Origin of the sequence: Agrobacterium sp. CNPSo 3708 (assembly GCF_028674915.1) — a bacterium.
GTDB lineage: Bacteria > Pseudomonadota > Alphaproteobacteria > Rhizobiales > Rhizobiaceae > Agrobacterium > Agrobacterium cavarae.
Genome location: NZ_JAQZSF010000002.1, coordinates 125865 through 144509, shown reverse-complemented (window position 1 = coordinate 144509; position 18645 = coordinate 125865). Strand labels below are relative to the sequence as shown.

General features: G+C 56.1%; 13 protein-coding genes and 1 pseudogene. 3 read left to right on the top strand and 11 right to left on the bottom strand.

Going from position 1 to position 18645, the window contains the following annotated elements:
* Positions 1-22: 22 nt before the first annotated feature.
* A complete protein-coding gene (locus tag PVA19_RS03665) occupies positions 23-2089 on the bottom strand; it encodes an ATP-dependent helicase (protein WP_274101212.1) in 2067 nt (688 codons plus the stop codon).
* A 359-nt stretch (positions 2090-2448) separates the two neighbouring features.
* Positions 2449-3918, bottom strand: coding sequence for a sensor domain-containing diguanylate cyclase (locus PVA19_RS03660; RefSeq protein ID WP_111846611.1), 1470 nt, complete (start codon positions 3916-3918; stop codon positions 2449-2451).
* Positions 3919-4212: 294 nt separating this feature from the next.
* On the opposite strand from PVA19_RS03660, the gene PVA19_RS03655 reads away from it, so the two are divergent.
* Positions 4213-5424, top strand: a complete 1212-nt coding sequence (locus PVA19_RS03655) for a CHASE3 domain-containing protein (RefSeq protein WP_082546347.1) — start codon at positions 4213-4215, stop codon at positions 5422-5424.
* Between the two features lie 189 nt (positions 5425-5613).
* Here PVA19_RS03655 and PVA19_RS03650 read toward each other — a convergent pair whose 3' ends face one another.
* On the bottom strand, positions 5614-5844 hold the full coding sequence (locus PVA19_RS03650; RefSeq protein WP_062424414.1) for a hypothetical protein: 231 nt from the start codon (positions 5842-5844) through the stop codon (positions 5614-5616).
* A 23-nt stretch (positions 5845-5867) separates the two neighbouring features.
* On the opposite strand from PVA19_RS03650, the gene PVA19_RS03645 reads away from it, so the two are divergent.
* Positions 5868-5996, top strand: a complete 129-nt coding sequence (locus PVA19_RS03645; RefSeq protein ID WP_272865801.1) for a hypothetical protein — start codon at positions 5868-5870, stop codon at positions 5994-5996.
* A gap of 65 nt (positions 5997-6061) precedes the next feature.
* A complete protein-coding gene (locus tag PVA19_RS03640) occupies positions 6062-7036 on the top strand; it encodes a YihY/virulence factor BrkB family protein (protein ID WP_207773900.1) in 975 nt (324 codons plus the stop codon).
* A 161-nt stretch (positions 7037-7197) separates the two neighbouring features.
* On the opposite strand, the gene PVA19_RS03635 is transcribed toward PVA19_RS03640, so the two are convergent.
* The 8 genes and pseudogenes from PVA19_RS03635 to PVA19_RS03600 all read right to left on the bottom strand — a co-directional run bounded on the left by PVA19_RS03635 (position 7198) and on the right by PVA19_RS03600 (position 18549).
* Positions 7198-7401, bottom strand: a complete 204-nt coding sequence (locus PVA19_RS03635) for a cold-shock protein (RefSeq protein WP_062424416.1) — start codon at positions 7399-7401, stop codon at positions 7198-7200.
* A 344-nt stretch (positions 7402-7745) separates the two neighbouring features.
* Positions 7746-10055 carry a glycosyltransferase gene (locus PVA19_RS03630; protein ID WP_274101211.1) on the bottom strand — a complete coding sequence of 770 codons (2310 nt, stop codon included), beginning with the start codon at positions 10053-10055 and terminating at the stop codon, positions 7746-7748.
* Positions 10052-13294 (bottom strand): glycosyltransferase, encoded by a 3243-nt coding sequence (locus PVA19_RS03625; RefSeq protein WP_274101210.1) that lies wholly within the window; start codon positions 13292-13294, stop codon positions 10052-10054. Before PVA19_RS03625 ends, PVA19_RS03630 begins: the two co-directional genes overlap by 4 nt.
* A gap of 113 nt (positions 13295-13407) precedes the next feature.
* Positions 13408-14547, bottom strand: a pseudogene (locus PVA19_RS03620) (glycosyltransferase family 1 protein); the annotation flags it as partial.
* Positions 14548-14618: 71 nt separating this feature from the next.
* A complete protein-coding gene (locus PVA19_RS03615) occupies positions 14619-15779 on the bottom strand; it encodes a glycosyltransferase family 4 protein (RefSeq protein ID WP_153310437.1) in 1161 nt (386 codons plus the stop codon).
* Positions 15780-15951: 172 nt separating this feature from the next.
* Positions 15952-16554 carry a hypothetical protein gene (locus PVA19_RS03610; protein ID WP_274101209.1) on the bottom strand — a complete coding sequence of 201 codons (603 nt, stop codon included), beginning with the start codon at positions 16552-16554 and terminating at the stop codon, positions 15952-15954.
* 74 nt (positions 16555-16628) lie between these two features.
* Positions 16629-16949: a PepSY domain-containing protein gene (locus PVA19_RS03605; protein WP_062441223.1), complete on the bottom strand. Its 321-nt coding sequence runs from the start codon at positions 16947-16949 to the stop codon at positions 16629-16631.
* Positions 16950-17487: 538 nt separating this feature from the next.
* Complete coding sequence (locus PVA19_RS03600) at positions 17488-18549, bottom strand: SDR family oxidoreductase (protein WP_274101207.1); 1062 nt, start codon at positions 18547-18549, stop codon at positions 17488-17490.
* Positions 18550-18645 lie beyond the last annotated feature (96 nt).

Genomic DNA, 18645 nt, shown 5'->3' with positions numbered 1-18645 from the left:
TAAAGGGCGCGCCCTGGCAATACTACTTCCACATTTCGCGCATCCGCGCGCCGACATCGATGCGAATTTGCTGTGCACTACGCTCAGATGCCGCAGCCGAAACTTTGGGCCAAGTCATAGTTTCGAAATATTGAAGCAGAGTTGCTGGGATGAACCTGGAACGTGATGCATAGACGTGTCGATCGCCTTGCGAGTTCTGCCCATGGGTAAAAAATCGCTGCGGCGTAATCAGCGCCAGGCTGTCCTTCGCGCGTGTCATTCCTACATAAAGCAGACGCCGCTCTTCTTCGAGTTCCTGTGTCGTCCCCGTGCCTAGATCAGACGGTATGCAGCCATCGACAACATTCAGCATGAACACTGAGCGCCATTCCTGGCCTTTCGCAGAATGTATTGTCGAGAGGATGAGGTAGTCCTCATCGAGCAAAGGGACTGCTGCCTGGTCGCTCGTAGCATCTGGAGGATCAAGGGTCAGTTCGGTCAAAAACCGTTCGCGGGACGCGTATCCGCCAGCGATTTGCTCAAGCTGTAGAAGGTCAGCTTTACGCGTATCGGCATCTTCATGCATCCGCTCAAGATGGGGTTCGTACCAAAGACGGGCCTGAGCTATGTCCGAGGGCCACCCTTGCTGCGTTTTCCCGAGACCAGCGAGGAGCGTCACAAAAGATGTCCAATCTGCACCCGTCTTTGGTGGCGGCGGGATTTCCGCAAGTGCCATGATCGGTTCAGGATCAGACGAGATAGTATCGAGAATAACACCAGCCTTCTTCGGACCGATGCCTGGGAGCATCTGCAGCAGGCGAAATCCGGCAACCCGATCGCGCGGGTTTTGCGCGAAACGCAGGACGGACAGCATGTCCTTTACATGGGCGCTGTCGAGAAACTTGAGACCGCCAAATTTGACGAAAGGAATGTTGCGTCGGGTAAGCTCAACCTCAAGTGCACCACTATGGCTTGATGTTCGAAAGAGAACAGCCTGCTGCTTGAGCGTCATTCCCGTTTCGCGATTGGCAAGCACCTGATCGATGATGAAGTTAGCCTGTTCGGTCTCGTCCTTGACTGTGACAAGTTTCGGGCGCTCGAGCGACTCCCGCTCCGTCCACAGGTTCTTGGTGAAACGCTCGCGTGCAAGTTCGATGACACTGTTCGCTGCCGCCAAGATCGGTTGCGTCGAGCGGTAATTGCGGTCGAGCGTGATGATGTCAGCGGCTGGGGTGAACGACGTCGGGAAGTCAAGAATGTTACGGACCGTCGCAGCGCGGAAGGAATAGATCGACTGGGCATCGTCGCCAACCACAGTCAGACCGCGACCACCCGGCTTCAGCGCCATCAACACGGAGGCCTGCAATCTGTTGGTGTCTTGATATTCGTCAACCATAACGTGGTCGAACCGCTTGCCGATATCATCGGCTAGATCCGGATCGCCGACCATTTGCGCCCAGTAGAGGAGGAGATCGTCGTAGTCGAGAACGTTCTGGTTCTGCTTTGCCTCCACATAGGCCGCAAACAATTCCTTAAGCTGCTCTTCCCACATAGCCACCCAGGGATAGTGCTGGCGCAGTATCTCGCTCAACGGTGTCTGGGAGTTTACCGTACGGGAATAGATCGCAAGACAGGTGCCCTTGGTGGGAAATCGGCTTTCAGTTTTTGAAAAGCCTAGCTCATGACGCGCCAGGTTGATCAGGTCCGCACTGTCTTCTCGATCGTGAATCGTAAAGTCCACGTTCAGACCGATCTGCTCGGCATACATTCTCAGCAGCCTTGCGCCGATACCGTGGAATGTGCCGGACCACGCAAGTGCGTCCGTCAAGATCGCAGAGTTAGAGCCCAGCACATTGCGGCAGATTCTCTCAACGCGGCGGGACATTTCCGATGCTGCTCTGCGTGAGAAGGTCATGAGAAGAATGCGCCGAGGGTCGGCACCATTGACGACGAGATGAGCGACGCGGTGCGCCAGCGTGTTTGTCTTACCGGAGCCTGCACCGGCGATGATCAGCAGTGGTCCTCCCGTCTCGCCCTCAGCCAATCCAACGCCGTGCTCGACGGCCTTACGCTGTTGCTCATTTAGTTTCTCGAGATAGGCGACGGCCATAAGATCTTACTTAATGCTCAGATTGCAAAGGAGGAATGAGGAACAAAGACTGAACATACGTGACTCTTGAGCTGTATGGAAGGTTCTCATGCCATCGAGCGATGATTTCTTCCAGAAGAGCAGGAGAATGGTCGGACGACAATCCGATGCGGCTCGCTTTAAGAGCATGCGCCTTTGATTTTCAAAGCATGCGCAAGTTTTGGCGGCGGCGCTCAGGCTGTCAATTGCGCGATCAGTGCGCCAACTCTAGCGACTTAAATAACCGATGATGCTTGGTGTGGCCTAGAGGCACCAATCACTAGTACCCAAACGTCTTCGACACGTGACCGCCTGGAGTCAGGGTGCGATTCTGCCGCGGATTATCGTCTCCGAGCTTCCGCTCGGGTCAGCGCGCCACCGAGATTGATAGAGGCGTAATGCGCTTTCTTGTTTTCATACATGAGGGCGTCAGCACGTTTGACGACAGACTCGATTGTCTCGTCTGCTTCACTGGTCGCCACGCCGTAGGACATGCTCAGAGGAGCAGTCGAGTAAAACTGATTGTTGATCCGCAGAAGTTCAAGGATTGTTTCCATCATTGTGGCAGCGGATTTTGCATCTGCGCCGGGCAACAGGACCGCAAATTCATCCCCGCCTATCCGGCAGGCATGGTTCGGCGCCGCCACCGCGCCATTGAGGATCTCGCCGAAGCGGCGCAAGAGTCCGTCGCCTGCGTCGTGCCCAAGTTGATCGTTAGCCTCCTTCAAGCCATTAAGGTCAATGATGACGGCTGAGACAGGGCGCAGCGATTTGCGCTCGAGGCGGTTCATCTCGTCGGCATAGAAGGCGCGATTGTAGAGTTTGGTGAGGACGTCATGCTTTCCGAGATATTCGAGATAGGCTTCTGCCTTCTTGCGTGCCGTGATGTCGGCGAGCGCCACCTGTACGCGAGACCAATCGCCTTCGTGACCCGGGAACACGGAGAAATGCAGCAAAATGTGACGCATTGAACCATCTAGCGCGTAATTCACCACTTCGCGGTGATGAAAGAGATTGCCGTTCCAAAGCTCCATCAGTTGTTCTCGAAAGGGTTTCTCCATGTCGTCACGGAAAATTTCGCCAAGCCGGTGCAGAAGATCGTTTTGATCTCTGGCGCCAAACAGATCGAGTGTTGACTGATTGACGTCTATAACCCTGATCTCGCTCATACATTGGCGCACAAATTCCGGGTGAACGTCCATGAATGTGCGGAAGTCGGTAATGCCGCGGTCACGAATGTCTTCAATCAGCGTGCGGATGCGACTGAAATCCTCAATCCATAGCGATACCGGGGAATGCTGGAAAATGCCCTCCGCCTGACGCCTTTGTTCGGCTTCCGCACGACGGGCGTTTTCGCGGTCGGTGATATCCTCGGTAGTCAAAAGAACCCTGCCGAGCGTCTCTTCATGACCTGGTAGAACTGTTCCTCGCAGCTGGATGTCGAGCCTGCGCCCGGAAATTGTGTAATTGACGGTCGTGCTCGAAAAAGACATTTCGCCATCGAAGAGCGCGGACAGTTCATTGATATGAGTGTCCAGCATATCATCGCGGAAGACGGAAGTGATATTGGCGACCAAGTGCTCGAGGCTATCCGCTTCGAAAAGGTCGAGAGTTTTGGCGTTGACAGCGGTAACGCGGATCCGCGTCGAACAGGCATGAATCCGGTTGCGATCCTCTCTCAGGAAGGCTTTGATATCGGTCACTCCCCTGGAGCGCCAGTCATCGAAAAGCGCCTGCACTCCGCTAAAATCTTCGATCCACATGGCGATCGGCGCAAGATTGAAGATATCGGACTCTAAAGCATCGATCATCGGATTTCCTGGGGTAAGTTCAAGCACTGCAGTGGACCGCGCTGCCGAGACTTTACGAATAATATGTAACCGGTGCTTTAATAGTATTGAAAGTCCTCGATCAAAAGATGGGTGGGCGCGTGCGAGCCCGTAAGGATCGGCATTTCCGCTGGGGCGACACAAAAGGTCAATCCAAGCGAATGTTAACGGGCGGGACGTTGAACAATGTTCGTCATCGTTCGTTTGTCTCCGCAAGCTGCGGATTGAACCTCCCGATTGCTTTTCAAAGTCCTTTATCTTGGCGGAGCCGCACGCATGCGCCGAACTTCATCTATAGAAAACAGTATTTCCAAACAGCTCGCAAAGAAGGCAATGCCAATCGCGCTTTCAGTCGTTGCGATCGGTGTGTGCATGACCATTTACCTGTCGTTCTGGATATCGTCAGAAGACAAAAAGGCAGACGAGGCCGTTCGGAGAAACGTCGCATATCTCACAGATGTCTCCAGCCTCATGTCCCACATTCAAGACGCAGAAATCGGACAGAGAGGGTTCCTCCTCACGGGCGACCAGCTTTACCTTAAGCCATATACCACCGCGATGGAGTCGCTTGATGGGATGCTGGATAAGCTTGCTGCGGGGGCGGAAGACGTATCTGTCGAAACAGGGAGCATCCCGACCCTGCGGAGTCTGGTTGCCCAGAAGAAGTCCGAGCTCGAACAAAGCGTGGAATATCGCCGCAATGGGGACGACAGCGGCGCGATTGCGCTTGTCAAAACCGGGCAGGGTAAAATCCTCATGGATGGGATCCGGTCTGTTTTGGCTCAGATGGAGAAGGATGGACTGGAGCAGCTTGCGAAACGTTCCGACGCAGCCAGCGCTGCGAAGACGCGGATGCACTTTCTCCTTTTGTTGTTCGCCATAATGGTCGGCGGTATGGCGATACTGGTCGTGCGCGCCACGGTCACGCGGGCGAAAGCGGCTGAAAGGACGAGAGATGAACTTCTTTTACATGCGGATCGGCGTCTGATGGCGGTCATGGCAGCCGACCTTGTTGGTTACAGCAGGCTGATGGAAAACAATGAGGCCGACACTCTCGAGCGTTTAAAGGCGGCAAGAGACGTCATCGACACGATAATTGAAGACAATAGTGGTGTGATCATAACGACAGCGGGCGATAGCATCGTTGCGGCATTTCCAAGCGCGCTCTCAGCGATCGACTGTGCGCTCCAGATCCAGAAATTTATGGTGACGCACAATGCCGACAGGCCAAACGACGATCGCCTTCTATTTAGAATAGGTATGAATGTCGGAGACGTCATCATAGATAACGGAGACATATTCGGTGACACCGTCAACATCGCCGCTCGGCTTGAGGGCATCGCTGAGCCCGGAGGCATATGTGTCTCCCGGTCCGTCAGGGATCACATCAGGAAGCAGAGAAAACTAAAGTTTGAAGACGCTGGTTTCCAGCAGGTCAAAAATATCTCTCGACCGATCAGCACGTTTAGGGTCCGCGAAGCCGCCTAGGTATGTTCAACGCTCTCGGTGCCACGGACAAGGGGTATGCTGAGGGCCTTCGGAGCGAGGAACGTTCTCAGCCAGAAACGTTACCTTGTAAGCACGAAATCAGCGCGATCGCGGATCTGTTCGGATGAGGATAAAGGAAACCCTCCAACTTGGAGGGTTTCGCAGAAAACGCGATCTTCGATTGTTTGGTTAGAGCGCGCTTTGCCGAACAACGGTGATTTTGCCAAGTTCAACCAGCGGCGTGACGTCTAGGCTTGTACCTTTGTCAGCCATGTCGAGGCTGTAGAGAAATTCCCGTCCAGCCGGATCGTTATCCGTCGCCTGGATTTTTTCTCGACCGATGTATGGACCGGCCGGGATGGAAATTCCTGAAGCCTCACAGTCCTCTATTGCTCTAAAACGTACGGGTGCACCTTCCATTTGTACCTCCTCGGGATTTGCAAATGAAGAATATGCAGCTGGTACTGCCGGATTATGATGCCCTGAAACAAACCGTGATGCAATTGCCGGTGCCGATTTTCTTGAAGAAGAGACAAATTCTGTTCGGAATGGCATGGGGAAAAGCAACTTAACAGGCGATAAACGTTAGCTATTTCGTTTATGATGCGGTTTCAGAACGAGCATGCTGGAGAGATCAATGAGCGACGACACTGGGGGCGATCGCGGCCGTGACGCCGAGGCACCACAGGACATTCCGGCAAAGGGTTTAAGGGATGTGTTCTGGCGCGTCGTCAAGGCGATCATGGCTGATCGCGTGACGTTGATTGCTGCTGGCGTCACCTATTTCATGTTGCTGTCGCTGTTTCCGGCACTCGGTGCCTTGGTGGCACTCTACGGATTTGTCGCAGATCCCACGGCGATTATGGCCCACATCGGTTTCCTTGCAGGTGTCTTCCCACCTGGATCGTTCGATTTGATAATGAACCAGCTGACATCTCTCACGCAGCAGGCGACATCGACAAGAAGTCTGGCGTTCTTTGGCGGCTTGCTCGTAGCGATCTGGAGCGCCAACAGCGGTATGAAGGCATTGTTCGACGCGATGAATGTCGCGTATCAAGAAGATGAAAAGCGCAGTCTTGTTCGTTTGAACCTTCTATCCCTGGGGTTCACTTTTTGCGCGCTTGTCGTCGCAATCATTCTGATTGCAGCTATTGGCGTGCTGCCCGCAGTTCTGAAGTATCTGTGGCTTGATGATTGGCAGGAGTTTCTTGCCCGTCTAGCGCGTTGGCCATTCATCATCCTTGTCTTCGGCTGCGGAATTTCAATGATCTACCGGTACGGTCCGAGCCGCGAAGAAGCAAAGATCAAATGGTTAAGCTGGGGCGTCGTCTTCAGCACGGTGCTCTGGCTGGTCGCCTCCGTCTTGTTTTCGTTCTACCTTGAGAATTTCGCGAACTATAATGCGACCTACGGCACTCTCGGGGCCCTCATTGGGCTGATGGTGTGGGTGTGGATTTCGGTCGTTATCCTGATCGTCGGAGCAGAGATCAACGCCGAACTCGAGCATCAAACGCGCAAGGATTCGACAACCGGCTCACCGAAGCCAATGGGGGAGCGTGGGGCTTATGTTGCTGACACTGTTGGTGAAGCGGTCAGGGACGGGAGTTTGTGATCCGGCGAGGCGCGGGCAGCATGCAGCGACTGGGTGGAGGGGGCATTTTACGCCCAAACATGCGCTCTCGTTGAGGCTACCATTTTTGCGATCACAACGAGGCTGCGGCGGTTTGTCAGGTTGTGCGTGGCCCCGGCAATAGAGACGGGGCCATAGCGTAATTACAGAACAGTTACGTTCTCTGCCTTTGCCTTGCCCGTCTTACGGTCCTGGCCGACATCATAGCTAACCTTCTGTCCGTCGGTCAAAGCGCCACCGAAGCCCACCGCGGAGATGTGAACAAAGACGTCCGGACCGCCGTTGTCTGGAGTAATGAAGCCGAAGCCCTTATCCTGTGCGAAAAATTTAACAGTACCAGTTGCCATGTTGTCCTCGTTTTATCGATTGGAAACTGCCGCAATATCGACTGTTGCGTTCAACTTCAAGTTTTTCCGTACGCTACCGACGCTGGGCCGCAAATGGAGATGCCTCTTTCGCCCAGCCACGCATGTGCAGGGTCGCTCTCCATCCTGGAGCCCAGAGCATGGCGACGCTCATCCAGCGTCTCGACTGGAAGAGGGAAACTGGCATGACCGTAACCAGCGGCTCGGTTGGGCACGATTGCGTTATTAGCGCCACCAGATTGGATTGGCGGCCAGTGTCCAGGCGTCCGGGAAACCGGCGACGATCGTCGTCTTCCTGCTCAGAAAAAACCCGGAGAGAGCGCGACCTAGGGGCGTTTTTCGTTTCCATTGCATACTAAAGATGGGAGAGGGCTGTGTGAGTGAAGATGACCTCCGTCTGGCATCTGGTTCGATCTCAATACATCGGCGAGGGGCTGGTAGACCGAGCGGGCATTCTCCGCGGTGATATCGCTGGAAAGAAGTCCGTTGAAGCAAGGTCGGTTATCGTCCCAACCGGGATGATTGATGATGGGATAAAGGCAGATGCCCTCGAGAGGCACACCTGCCTGCATCGCTTTCGCTCCTTGCGAAGCCACATATTCGAACCATTCCGCGCGCCGCTCGTCTTCGATACCCGTCTCGGCAATCAGAATAGGTCGGCCATATCGGGCATAGGTTTCAGCCAGTATCTTGCTCAGCGGCTTGTAAAGTGGATGGCCGATATCGATCGGAGGACCGCCGTGGATCCACTGATTGTTGAAATAGTAATTGACGCCGATGATATCGAGAAGCTCCGGCCTACCACCGATTTGGGGCCACATTCTTCCGGCAATCAGGTCCCAGCCTTGAAACTGCGCTTGCCGGTGGCCCTCGCTGGCACCCGCTTCCCACGGTCGGGCGGGATCGGTGACGACGTTGATGACCGGATCACAGTGAACGAAACGCGCTCGCGGCTCGATCATGAGGATCGTTTCCATCGCAGCAATCGCCGCTCGGGCAAGCTGTACCTTGAGCTCGTATCCGCGGCCATTCGCAAAGGGGTTGAGATAGCCGGCATCTCCGCCGCCCCAGGAGAAGAAAGAGATTTCGTTGACGGGGCAATAGAACGGGACATCATCGCTCTCCTCACGCACCAATCGGGCACATGCGCCGGCAAACAGGGCAAATCGATCCACAAACTGCGGCGACCAAATGTCAAGATCGTCCGGCCATCCATAGTGCAGCAAGTCCCAGATCACCTGCGTTCCGGTTGATTGGGCCGCCCTTAGCATCGGACGAATGCTTGACCAGTCATAGCCGCCTTGTCTTTCGATAAGATGCCAACGAAAGCCATCGCGAACGGTTCGAATGTTGAAGTCTGCAAGCTGGTTGTAATCTGGAGCCGCATGCACGTCGTGACCGACCGCAGCAATCATGTCGAGACGTCGACCTTCAGCTGAGCCGGTAGAGCGGAGCCGGTGCGTCGAGCATTCGAAGCCGCCTTGTAAGAAAGACTTGAACAGACCCGTCGGTCCGGAAGGCTTTCGCCCACTCAGCACCTCAGCAAACAGCTTTTCCCATTGAGGAAGGACAGCTGTAACGCTGTATGTGGCTTCCACCTTCCGTCGGAGCGCTTGTCCTAGGGTCTCACGCAAAGCCGGGCTTGCGACCAGACGTTCCATGGCTTCGGCAACGACGGAGGGATTGTTATACGGCACGAAAATACCGCTCACACCGCCTTCTATCTGCTGCATCGCGCCGTTGTCGGGTGTGGCAATGACGGGGAGGGCGGCAGCGCCGGCTTCCGCGATGACATGTGGCATGCCTTCGCCCTTTGACAACCAAACAAATATGTCCATCGCCGATAGCAGGGTCGGGATATCCTTTCGATCACCCAGAAAGCGCAACACGCGGTCCAAATTTCGGCTCGTTGTGAGTGACTGCAGGTGTACAGCATAGTCTGGAAGGAAGGCGTCCGGTCCGCCGATGATCACGAAGCGGGTTCTCGGATCGCGGGCATGAACCAGTGCCGCAGCTTCGATGAAATCCTCGACGTTTTTTTTGGGATCCAGCCTGCCGACCCAGCCGATAAGGGTCTCGTCCGGGTTCACGCCAAGCGATGTTCTTATGGCGGCCCTTTGAGGGACTTCGAAATCCGACAGTTCTACCATCGACGGAATTTCGATGGCATCACCTTCTCGCCCCGGCATGACAGATGCGGCTGCGTCTCGGATAGAGCGGCATACGCCGACATAGCGACTGGTGAAATGCTTCGGTCCGGCAAGCGCCTCAGAGACCAGCCCGCCATGTTCGATAAGCGGCGGGCGCCAGTGCAGCCGTTCCAGCGCAGGATAGATATCGGCGACGTTCTGGCAGGATATGACGACGTCATAACCTGGTATCTTGTTGGCGAGATAGGCAACAGTGTCTTCAAATGAAAGGTGGTAGGGGGTGGTATCCACCTCTACTCCAAGTTCTCGCAGTTGCTCGTGCGTCTGGTGCGGCATGTTCGGCTTGTGGAAACAGGCGACGACATCCAGACGATAGCGGCTGCGATCCAGATGCCGGGCGAGAAGCCTGACTTCCGTCTCCTCGCCGCCCACGACCAGCCATGCGAAGACGAATAGAATGCGAATGGGTTGTTCGTGAAGCGTCATTCGTTGACCGCGAAGATGATTTGCAGAAAATCCGGGCGGTTCGTGACGAGGTCTGCCAGGAATTGCGGGCCGTCTGCGAAAGGGACAACATGCGTGATCATGTGCTCGCGAATGATCTTGCCGTGTGATTGGAGGAGCCCGATGGTTTCGTGCGCCAGGCGCCGCCTTGTCCACAGGCCATCCAGTCCGCGCGGGACGCGATTGATCTGGGCACAGCGAATGTTGAGGCCATTGTGGTGGAATTCCTCGCCAAGCCGCAGCGCGTCAGCCCCACCCTGATAGAAGGCGAGATCGATGACCGTGCCCTGCGGACGAAGCGCTTTAAGCGCGACGTGCAGACTTTGGGGGTGCGCCCGGGTCTGGAACACGAAGTCTGCACCGCGATCCCCTCCGCCATTGTGCCAACGGGCTTTGGTGTGCTGCCAGGCAGCATCCTCTGTCATGGCCATCAATCCCATTGATTGCGCCTTGTTGCGGCGAAATTCCGAGGGATCGGCGATGATGACATCGAGTGCACCTGCCCTTTGTGCAAATAGCGCCGTCATCAGACCGACCGTGCCTGCACCAATAATGACAACTTGGCGACCCGCAATTCCTGAACCGAAGTTGGATATCGTCTGTCCCAGCGCATCCGCATCCGCGTGGAGAATGCCGTTGGCAGCGATTGGGCCCATCTGCGCAACGAAGACGCCGAGCATGGGGTCGATGTCGTCAGGCATCGGCACCAGCACATCGTGAAACGGGTCCGCCGTGTGACCGGATTTATGCGCATAGGTGGTCGCGAGAATATCGCCTTCACCAAAACCGGAGGCGCGGGATTCTGCAACACGTGCTACTTCCATATAGCCGAGGAAGGGGACCGGATAATTCAGGTCCGGTTCGTTTTGCAGGAATACGCCGCGTCCCGGATCAAACCGGGAGTGAAAGTAAGGATTTGTGTTTTTCATGAAGGTGAGTTCGGTACCTGCCGAAAAACCGGTATAGAGCGTGTCCATCCGCACTTGACCGTCGCCGGGAGGACCCTCCTCGTAATCAAAGAAAAAAGCCTTTCCCGGTGCCTCGATGCCGAGCGAACGGATGATGCGGTGACCAGGCGCCAGCCCAGGTGGCGGGTCATTTCGCGGCTCATGATGGAGCGGTGAAGCAGGGTTGCGAGTGACGGTGGGTTGGTCGACCGCCACGGGCTCGCCGCTGCGGGCCGATTGCACAACGGCGAGTGCGATGCGATGTGTGGCAAGCGCATCCTGATAGGTGCAGCGTATATGGTTTTCACCTCCACGTACCGCGTCGATGAAATCGCGGTCTTCACGCCAGACGGGATCGCCATCCGCACGGCGGGTCGGTCGCCCCGCACCAACGTCGACCATGATATCATGGTCGGTCAGCTCAATGGCCAAACGATCCGCAAAAATGTTGAGACCGATGCGGTGACTCCAGCCAAGCAGGCATGTGGATGAGATGTTGGCGATGACCCCGGACTGAAAGGTGAGACTTGCGGTGGTGACGCCGGGCACGTCGAAACCGGGAAAATTACTCCGATCCTTGAAACCGACACGGCCATAGACATCGGTGACTTCCCCGACAAGATAGCGAGCCAGATCGATGATGTGGGTGGTCTGCTCCACAATCTGTCCACCGGACATCTCCGACTTCCACCACCATTGCGGCGGCGGGGTTTGGTCCAGCCAGTAGCCCGAAAGAAGCTGGGCGGGATTATCCTGGAGCAGGTTGCGAGCTTCCTCGACTGTATCGAGGTAGCGCCAGTGATAGCCGACGCCGGTAATCAGATCGGCAGCCGTGACGGCGGCGCTCAGTTCTTCCGCCAATGCCAGATCCAGGGTGATCGGCTTTTCAACGAAGAACGGGATGCCTTTGGCGATCAGATCCCGCTCGGCCTCACCGTGGGCAAATGGTGGCACGCAGATATACACGGCGTCCAGCGGCTGTGCTTCCAGCATGTCGCGGTGGCTCTCAAAGGCCCTCGCACCGAAGCGGCTGGCGGCCTGTTCGGCGCGGGCGAAATCCGGATCAGCAAAAGCGACGAGCGTGACATCCTCGAAACGGCTGAGAATATCCAGATGGCGGTTGGCAATGCCGCCCGCGCCGATAAAGCCGATACGCGTTTTTTCCATGGAAGCGTGTCCTTGTGTGAGGGGTGCGGCGTGCGAAAGAACGCGCTGGTAAACGGAGGCGGTCTCGGCCGCCATGCGCTGGGCGGAAAAGAGTGTCTGAAAACGTTGCGCGCCGGATTGCCCGGCGACCCTTGCCGCTGCGGGATCTTCAAGCGCGCTGATAAGGACCTCCGCCAGCGAGGCAGGATTGCCGGGGTCGGCGAGAAAGGGATGGCAGGAGCCGAGCGCTTCGATATTTCCACCGATATTGGTCGCGACGACCGGGAGCCCGATGGACATGGCTTCCAGCACGGCCAGCGGCAATCCTTCAAATTTGGAAGGAAGAACGAAGAGATCGGCCAGCGCCATGAGATAGCCGATATCGGTTCTGTGGCCCAGGAACAGGATCTGCTGTTGGAGGGACGCTGCCTCTACCAGACCCTTGATCGTTTCCAGTTCTTCGCCCCTGCCGACCAGAAGGAGGACAGTATCCGGGTGGGCAGCTAGAACGGCTGGCATGGCCGCGATCAGGCTTGCATGGTCTTTCTGCCTGGAAAAGCGAGCAACGGACAGAAGAACGGTTTTACCGTCAAGTCCGTTGACTGGAGGCGCTTGTCTCTCCCCATCCGGTCTCAGTGCGAAGATACCGTTGCGGACAAGGCTGATATGTTCTGGATCGACACCATTATCCTCGAAGCTGTCGAGGGCGGCTTGTGATACGGCGATGCGGTGGGAAAGCGATGCGCACTGGCGGGCGTAGTTCTGCTGTTGGTCCGTGTCCGTCAAAAGATAGGGCAGGTGTTCGGTTCTGATGACAGCTATGTTGGCATCAAGACCCGCCGTTGCAATGTGATGACCCTCCCAGCCGATACCCGCATGGACGTGCAGGAGCGATGTGCCGGTGGCATGCAGCCAATACCCGAATGTCTCGATATCATCGATGGCCTTGATGGCTAGCCCGGAGCGTGCGGCTCGCGACAGGAGATCGCCCTCGGTGTCGGCATAGGCCGCAACGGTTACGCTCCACTCCTCGTCAAGAGCACGGGCCAGTGTCAGCATGTGCTCGCCCATGCCGGATGGATCGAGACTATCGGTTGCAAGGACGATCCTGCGAGGTTTTTCGCTCATAGACCGGGCACGCCTACGACTTCGCCGAGGATCATTGGTTTGCTGGCAGCTGTCTTCCGCGAGGTGCCTTTAGCAGCCTGCATATGGGCAAAACCGGTGCTGGAAATGACGCCGTCCACGAGCCCCTCCATCGCCAGGAATGTCTTGTCCCAGGACGAACCTTCCAGCATCTGATCGACAGGTTTCCACCATGCGTTGCTGCTTCTTGCCAGCAACAGAGCATCGTCGCAGGCTTGCGCAAAATGCTGCGGATCGCTGGCGATAAAAACCCCTTCCACCGCTCCATAATGACGGATGACATCCTTGATCGCCGTGCTGATCACAGGACGACCGGCGGCCAGATATTCTGGTGTCTTCGTAGGGCTGATGAATTGGGTGGAACCGTTCAATGCGAAAGGCATGAGGGCAGCGTCCCAGCCTGAGACGTAGGCTGGCAATTCGCCGTAATGTTTCTGTCCGAGATAGTGGATATTCTTTGCCCTCGGCAAATCCTCCGGCGCAATCTTGGCGATCGGTCCGATGAAAATGAAGGAATAATCCGGCCTTGCCGCAGCCAGGGATGCAATGAGTTCGAGGTCCAGACGCTCATCGATGACGCCGTAATAACCAAGCTTTGGGCCGGAGATGGCTTGCTGATCGGTCGGCTCAACAACCCTTTGCCGGGCTTGGTGAAAATGATCGACATCGACACCAGATGGGAACGGGTGGATGTTGCTATGCTGCTTGCATTTCGCCTCATAAAGGCTGTAGCCGCCGGTGAAGACAACATCGGCCCGCGCCATCAATGCAGCTTCCATGTCCTTCATGCGGTCCGGTGCGAACCTGAAGTTCGCAAGCTCGTCCATGCAATCATAAATGACCGCGGCCGCATCGATATGACGCGCAAACTCGTACATCGCGGGCGTGTAGAACCAGAGAATTGGCCGTCGTGCGCCTGACATTGCTAGAAACTCATCCAGAAGTCGACTTAAGGCCAGGTTACGCTCGGCTGCATTCCACCAATGAGGAACACGCGGGCGTATCGATTTGACGGTAGTGCCCTCGAATGGATGGATTTCAAAGTAAGCGAGATGGTGGTCTGTAGGTATATATTCTTCGAAGAAAAAGACAGCTCTCTGCTTCGCAAAGCGGGCCATCAAATGCTGGGGACGCTGTAGGACGAAATCCCACCGCAAATGCGAAAAACAGATGAGCGGTGCTTCCCGCTCGTTGATTGCAAGTGACTGCGAGGAGATCGAACTAGAAAGGTTCATTGAGGCATCCGGGTTTGAGGACGTAACCGAACCGGACGCAATTAGCTTTGTTCCGGACGAGGGGAAACTTTCTAACTCTTTGACCTGCGCATGATTTTGCGCAGTTTTTCAACGGAGTGCGGCCACGTCCAATTGTCGATCACGGCTTGCCGGGGAGAAAAATCATCGAGTTTTTCCAGCATCAACAAAATCGCTTCGTGAAAGCTTTCTGCCGGTGCGGCCCATCCCGTCTTGGGAGTGATGTATTGCAATCCGCAGCGCAGCCGACTGTTGGCGAGAACAGGAAGACCGGCCAGCATATATTCAGTGAGGATCGCGGGGGCACCGTCATCAATGCCACAGACGACGCCGATCTTGGCGAGGTTCATCAGTTGGTTGACCTCTGCGAAGGGAACACCTGGCGGGCCGATGAAGTCAACGTCAATACCGAGGTCAAGCGCACGTTGGCGCAAGTCATCGCCCAGTTCCCCATAGCCGAAAACGCACAGACTGCGGATCGATCGCGGCAGCTTTTCCAAAGCGTCGAACAGGATGTCGTGACGTTTGTAGGCTTGGGCAGCAGCGACATAGACGATGTCGTAGGGCTTCGGTCCAACAATGGGATAGAACTGCGTTTCTGATGCGAATTCAGGTCCGATCGGCAAAACCGTGGTTGCCATCTGCGGATGGCGTTGCCTCACCTCCTGTGATTGCCATTCAGCTCCAGTCAAAATCAGATCGAAGCACTGACTCACCTCTGGTGGAATGCGTAGAGAAGGGGCATCAATGGAATTATATATTTTATAGCTTGGCCCGCAGGCGTTCAATATGTCCTGTGAGACGCCAAGGCCCCATATGCAAAGGATTTCCGGCGGGCCGAAAGTGGCAAGATGGGCCACCATATCATTGGAGTGAAACGGCGCATCCGGTCCGTTCATCTGAAACGCACGGCGGATGATAAGGGGCGCTTGGCGCATGTCCGGCGAGGGAGGGCTCTCACCGCGCCAATGTGTCCAAATTTCCACGACATCGACCAGACCCGCTTTTACGCAAGCAAGGGGCAGGCGTTCAATATAACCGCCTTCGACGCGAACATCAGCCAACTCTGTGCATTGCGATGCGGGTTTGCCGCGTTCGCCGCTCTGCCATTGCATTTGGAACTCTTCAATAGACGGCACGACGCCCGAAAAGGCATCCCCGTCCTGGAAGTCGCTGATCACAACGAGGCGTCTGAGTGTTTGAGTTTCTCTCATCGCGAACGTATTCCAATGTCGCACGAGTGGTTTTGGACGGCGCCCATTTTAGGAGTGGTGAGTTCCCCCCCTAAGGAAAAAGGCCGCCCGAAAGCGGCCCAAATCATTTCCGGCGTGCGGCAGGTACCCGCAAACCAGGGGGGCAGCGGCAAGAGCCCCTACCGATGTCAGTTCAGAGAGCGGGACGGTTATAACGATCGCGCTCGGTCTTGATCTGGTCGGCGTCATAGGGATCAAGCGTGTCGTCGAAGCGGTTCCAACCCTCTTTCTTGTAAGCGTCACGGCGCGCTGCTGGATCGACCAAGTTCGATCGCTTGAGAATAGCTTCCGCTTCCGGAACCATGCCGTCGTCCACCTTTGCGGTCACGATAGTGCCGCCACGGCGTACGCCTTCCGCATAAACGTGAGCGTCTTCTTCAGAGACACCTGAGTCCGTCATGGCACCTACGATGCCACCTGCCGCACCACCCGCCACGGCACCAGCGGCGACGCCAGCAGCGGTTGCTGCGAGCCAACCGGCGGCCACGACGGGGCCGACACCCGGGATGGCCATGAGGCCGAGGCCGGTCAGCAGGCCACCTGCACCGCCCACAACTGCACCTATGCCAGCGCCCGTTCCAGCGCCTTCTGCGGCCTTGGATTCGCTGCCATCGTGGTGATGAGCGTTGTTCGAGACGATGCTGATGTCATTCGATGGCACGCCTGCTGCTTCTAGTTGAGTCAATGCCGAATGCGCATCCGCATTGTCGTCGAATAGTCCAGTTACAGTTTTCATCGGGTTGTCCTCGATTGCGTAAATAGTTGTGATCCAAGGTCTGGCCTTGAGATCACCGCCGGATGCACGCCGCTTTACTTGGCGACAATGTTGCCCTGGTAATCCATGGAGATCATGACAGACTTGCCGTCCTTCATTCCAGCGGCCATCCAGATTCCCTTGTCATCCTTCTTGAGGTCCTTGACGTCGGAATAGCCGGCTTCTTCTATGCGGCTTTTTGCCTGCGCTTCGGTGAAGCTGTTAGCACCCTCGACAGGAGCAGTCGGATTCTTGGTTTCAGGAGTCGCGACTGCAGGCGTGTTACCATCTGTGCTGGTTGCTGGAGCCGACGTCTGGGCAGCAACAGACATCGCCGTGGCGCTCAGCAGCGCCACTGCTAGGATGATCTTTTTCATGATGGTTTCCTCTCGTGGGGGTTGCGTTTCGTGTTTCCCCTAAGACCTAACTGGAACCCCCAACATTCGTTCCTGTCGTCGGGAAATTTAAGCACGGGCTAAACCGCGTTTGTCTTGATAGGCTCGTGTGCACGAAGGACAGCGAGAAAAGATTGATCCATCACACCGGGCGTCGCGGGTTTGTTCCCGTCACCCCTGTTGGGTGGAAATGATCTATGTTGAAGCAGGCACTGTCCCACAACTGACGGCAGCACCAGAGGTCAAGAAAGTTCAGCTCCAACTGCCGGAGTTTCATCAATTCCGCTTAACCTCGGCACGATCTATCCTTCACCCAATGGCTGGTCACCGCGGCCTTACTTTTCCACTCGACTAATTTGTCGTGAGTTTTGAAGGCGCGGTAGAACCTCGCGGTCGAGCGACAGCATCGGCCCGGAAATCGGACTCGATGTTCGGAAACCACGATGCGTCGATTCAAAAAGGGTAAGCCTCCCTTCGGCGTCCAATAGGGCGCCCGGCGCTCTAGCCGCAATCCGCTCCTTCACGGAATAAGCCGGTTTTTACGCAAGCTCTCGAAAAGGGCGAAAAACGCATCGTCTGTGGGTTGATATTCTCTGAAGCCCAGACGTCGGCTTTTTCCCATGTCGGTGACCACCTCGATGGGACGACCCAGATCCGCATCGGTGTGCCATGGTGATGCGAGGCGGTCGATGTCGGACTCCGCCAGGCTTTCGCGTTTCGCGATGTCGCTCCAGATCGCAGCATCCTCACTCATCTGCTCTAGAAGAGGACTCATGGTGCCATCGAATTCGGCAGGCTCAATGTCAAACCAGTTGGCGATCCGCTCCCACATCCACTTCCAGCGGAATATGTCTCCATTGACCACATTGAACGCCTCGTTGTGGGCCTGAGGTGTCTCTACCGTCCACAGCAAATGCTTCGCCAAGAGGTTGGCGTCTGTCATGTCGCTCAGACCGTTCCATTGGGCCGAAGACCCGGGAAAGCGGAAAGGACGTCCCGTCTCTCGGCAGATGGTAGCATAGACGGCAAGGGTTGTTCCCATGTTCATGGCATTGCCGACGGCCTGCCCTATGACTGTATGCGGACGGTGCACGCTCCAAGTAAACCCATCACGGTTGGCGGCAGCAAAAAGCTCATCTTCCTGCGCGTAATAGAAGTTGTCGACATCAAGCCGGCCTTGTTCTTCACGAAATGGGGTTTGCGGCAAGGTGCCATTGCCATAGGCCTCAAAGGGACCGAGATAGTGCTTGAGACCGGTGACCAACGCCACGTGCATGTTGGGATTGCTCGGGCTCAGACCATCCAGCAGATTCCGGACCATGGACGAGTTCACGCGGATATTTTCTGCCTCGGTCTCCTGACGCGCCCATGTGCTGATGAAGACGGCATCAGGCTCCACATCGCTCAGCGCCTGTGCTGTTGCGCGCGCATCCTGCAGGTCGGCAGCGACGGGAATGATCTGCGCGTGATCCTTTGGACGTCTTGCCAGACCATAGACTTTCCAGCCTTCTTTCAGCAAAAGCTCTGAGGTCGCGCCGCCGACGATCCCGCTTGCACCAACGACCAATGCTGTTCTAACCATGATGATACTCCACTTGCGATCTCGTTAGAGTTGGGCATCCAGTCGCTCGACATCCAGACGGCACCGATTGGGGACATAGATACCAAGAGGTGACTA

Bases quoted from the DNA above. Each gene is read 5' to 3' on its own strand.
- PVA19_RS03650 (WP_062424414.1), bottom strand. From the start codon at position 5,844: ATGGAAGGTGCACCCGTACGTTTTAGAGCAATAGAGGACTGTGAGGCT.
- PVA19_RS03665 (WP_274101212.1), bottom strand. From the start codon at position 2,089: ATGGCCGTCGCCTATCTCGAGAAACTAAATGAGCAACAGCGTAAGGCC.
- PVA19_RS03605 (WP_062441223.1), bottom strand. From the start codon at position 16,949: ATGAAAAAGATCATCCTAGCAGTGGCGCTGCTGAGCGCCACGGCGATG.
- PVA19_RS03645 (WP_272865801.1), top strand. From the start codon at position 5,868: ATGAAGAATATGCAGCTGGTACTGCCGGATTATGATGCCCTGAAACAA.
- PVA19_RS03600 (WP_274101207.1), bottom strand. From the start codon at position 18,549: ATGGTTAGAACAGCATTGGTCGTTGGTGCAAGCGGGATCGTCGGCGGC.
- PVA19_RS03630 (WP_274101211.1), bottom strand. From the start codon at position 10,055: ATGACGCTTCACGAACAACCCATTCGCATTCTATTCGTCTTCGCATGG.
- PVA19_RS03625 (WP_274101210.1), bottom strand. From the start codon at position 13,294: ATGAGCGAAAAACCTCGCAGGATCGTCCTTGCAACCGATAGTCTCGAT.
- PVA19_RS03640 (WP_207773900.1), top strand. From the start codon at position 6,062: ATGAGCGACGACACTGGGGGCGATCGCGGCCGTGACGCCGAGGCACCA.
- PVA19_RS03635 (WP_062424416.1), bottom strand. From the start codon at position 7,401: ATGGCAACTGGTACTGTTAAATTTTTCGCACAGGATAAGGGCTTCGGC.
- PVA19_RS03660 (WP_111846611.1), bottom strand. From the start codon at position 3,918: ATGATCGATGCTTTAGAGTCCGATATCTTCAATCTTGCGCCGATCGCC.
- PVA19_RS03610 (WP_274101209.1), bottom strand. From the start codon at position 16,554: ATGAAAACTGTAACTGGACTATTCGACGACAATGCGGATGCGCATTCG.
- PVA19_RS03615 (WP_153310437.1), bottom strand. From the start codon at position 15,779: ATGAGAGAAACTCAAACACTCAGACGCCTCGTTGTGATCAGCGACTTC.
- PVA19_RS03655 (WP_082546347.1), top strand. From the start codon at position 4,213: ATGCGCCGAACTTCATCTATAGAAAACAGTATTTCCAAACAGCTCGCA.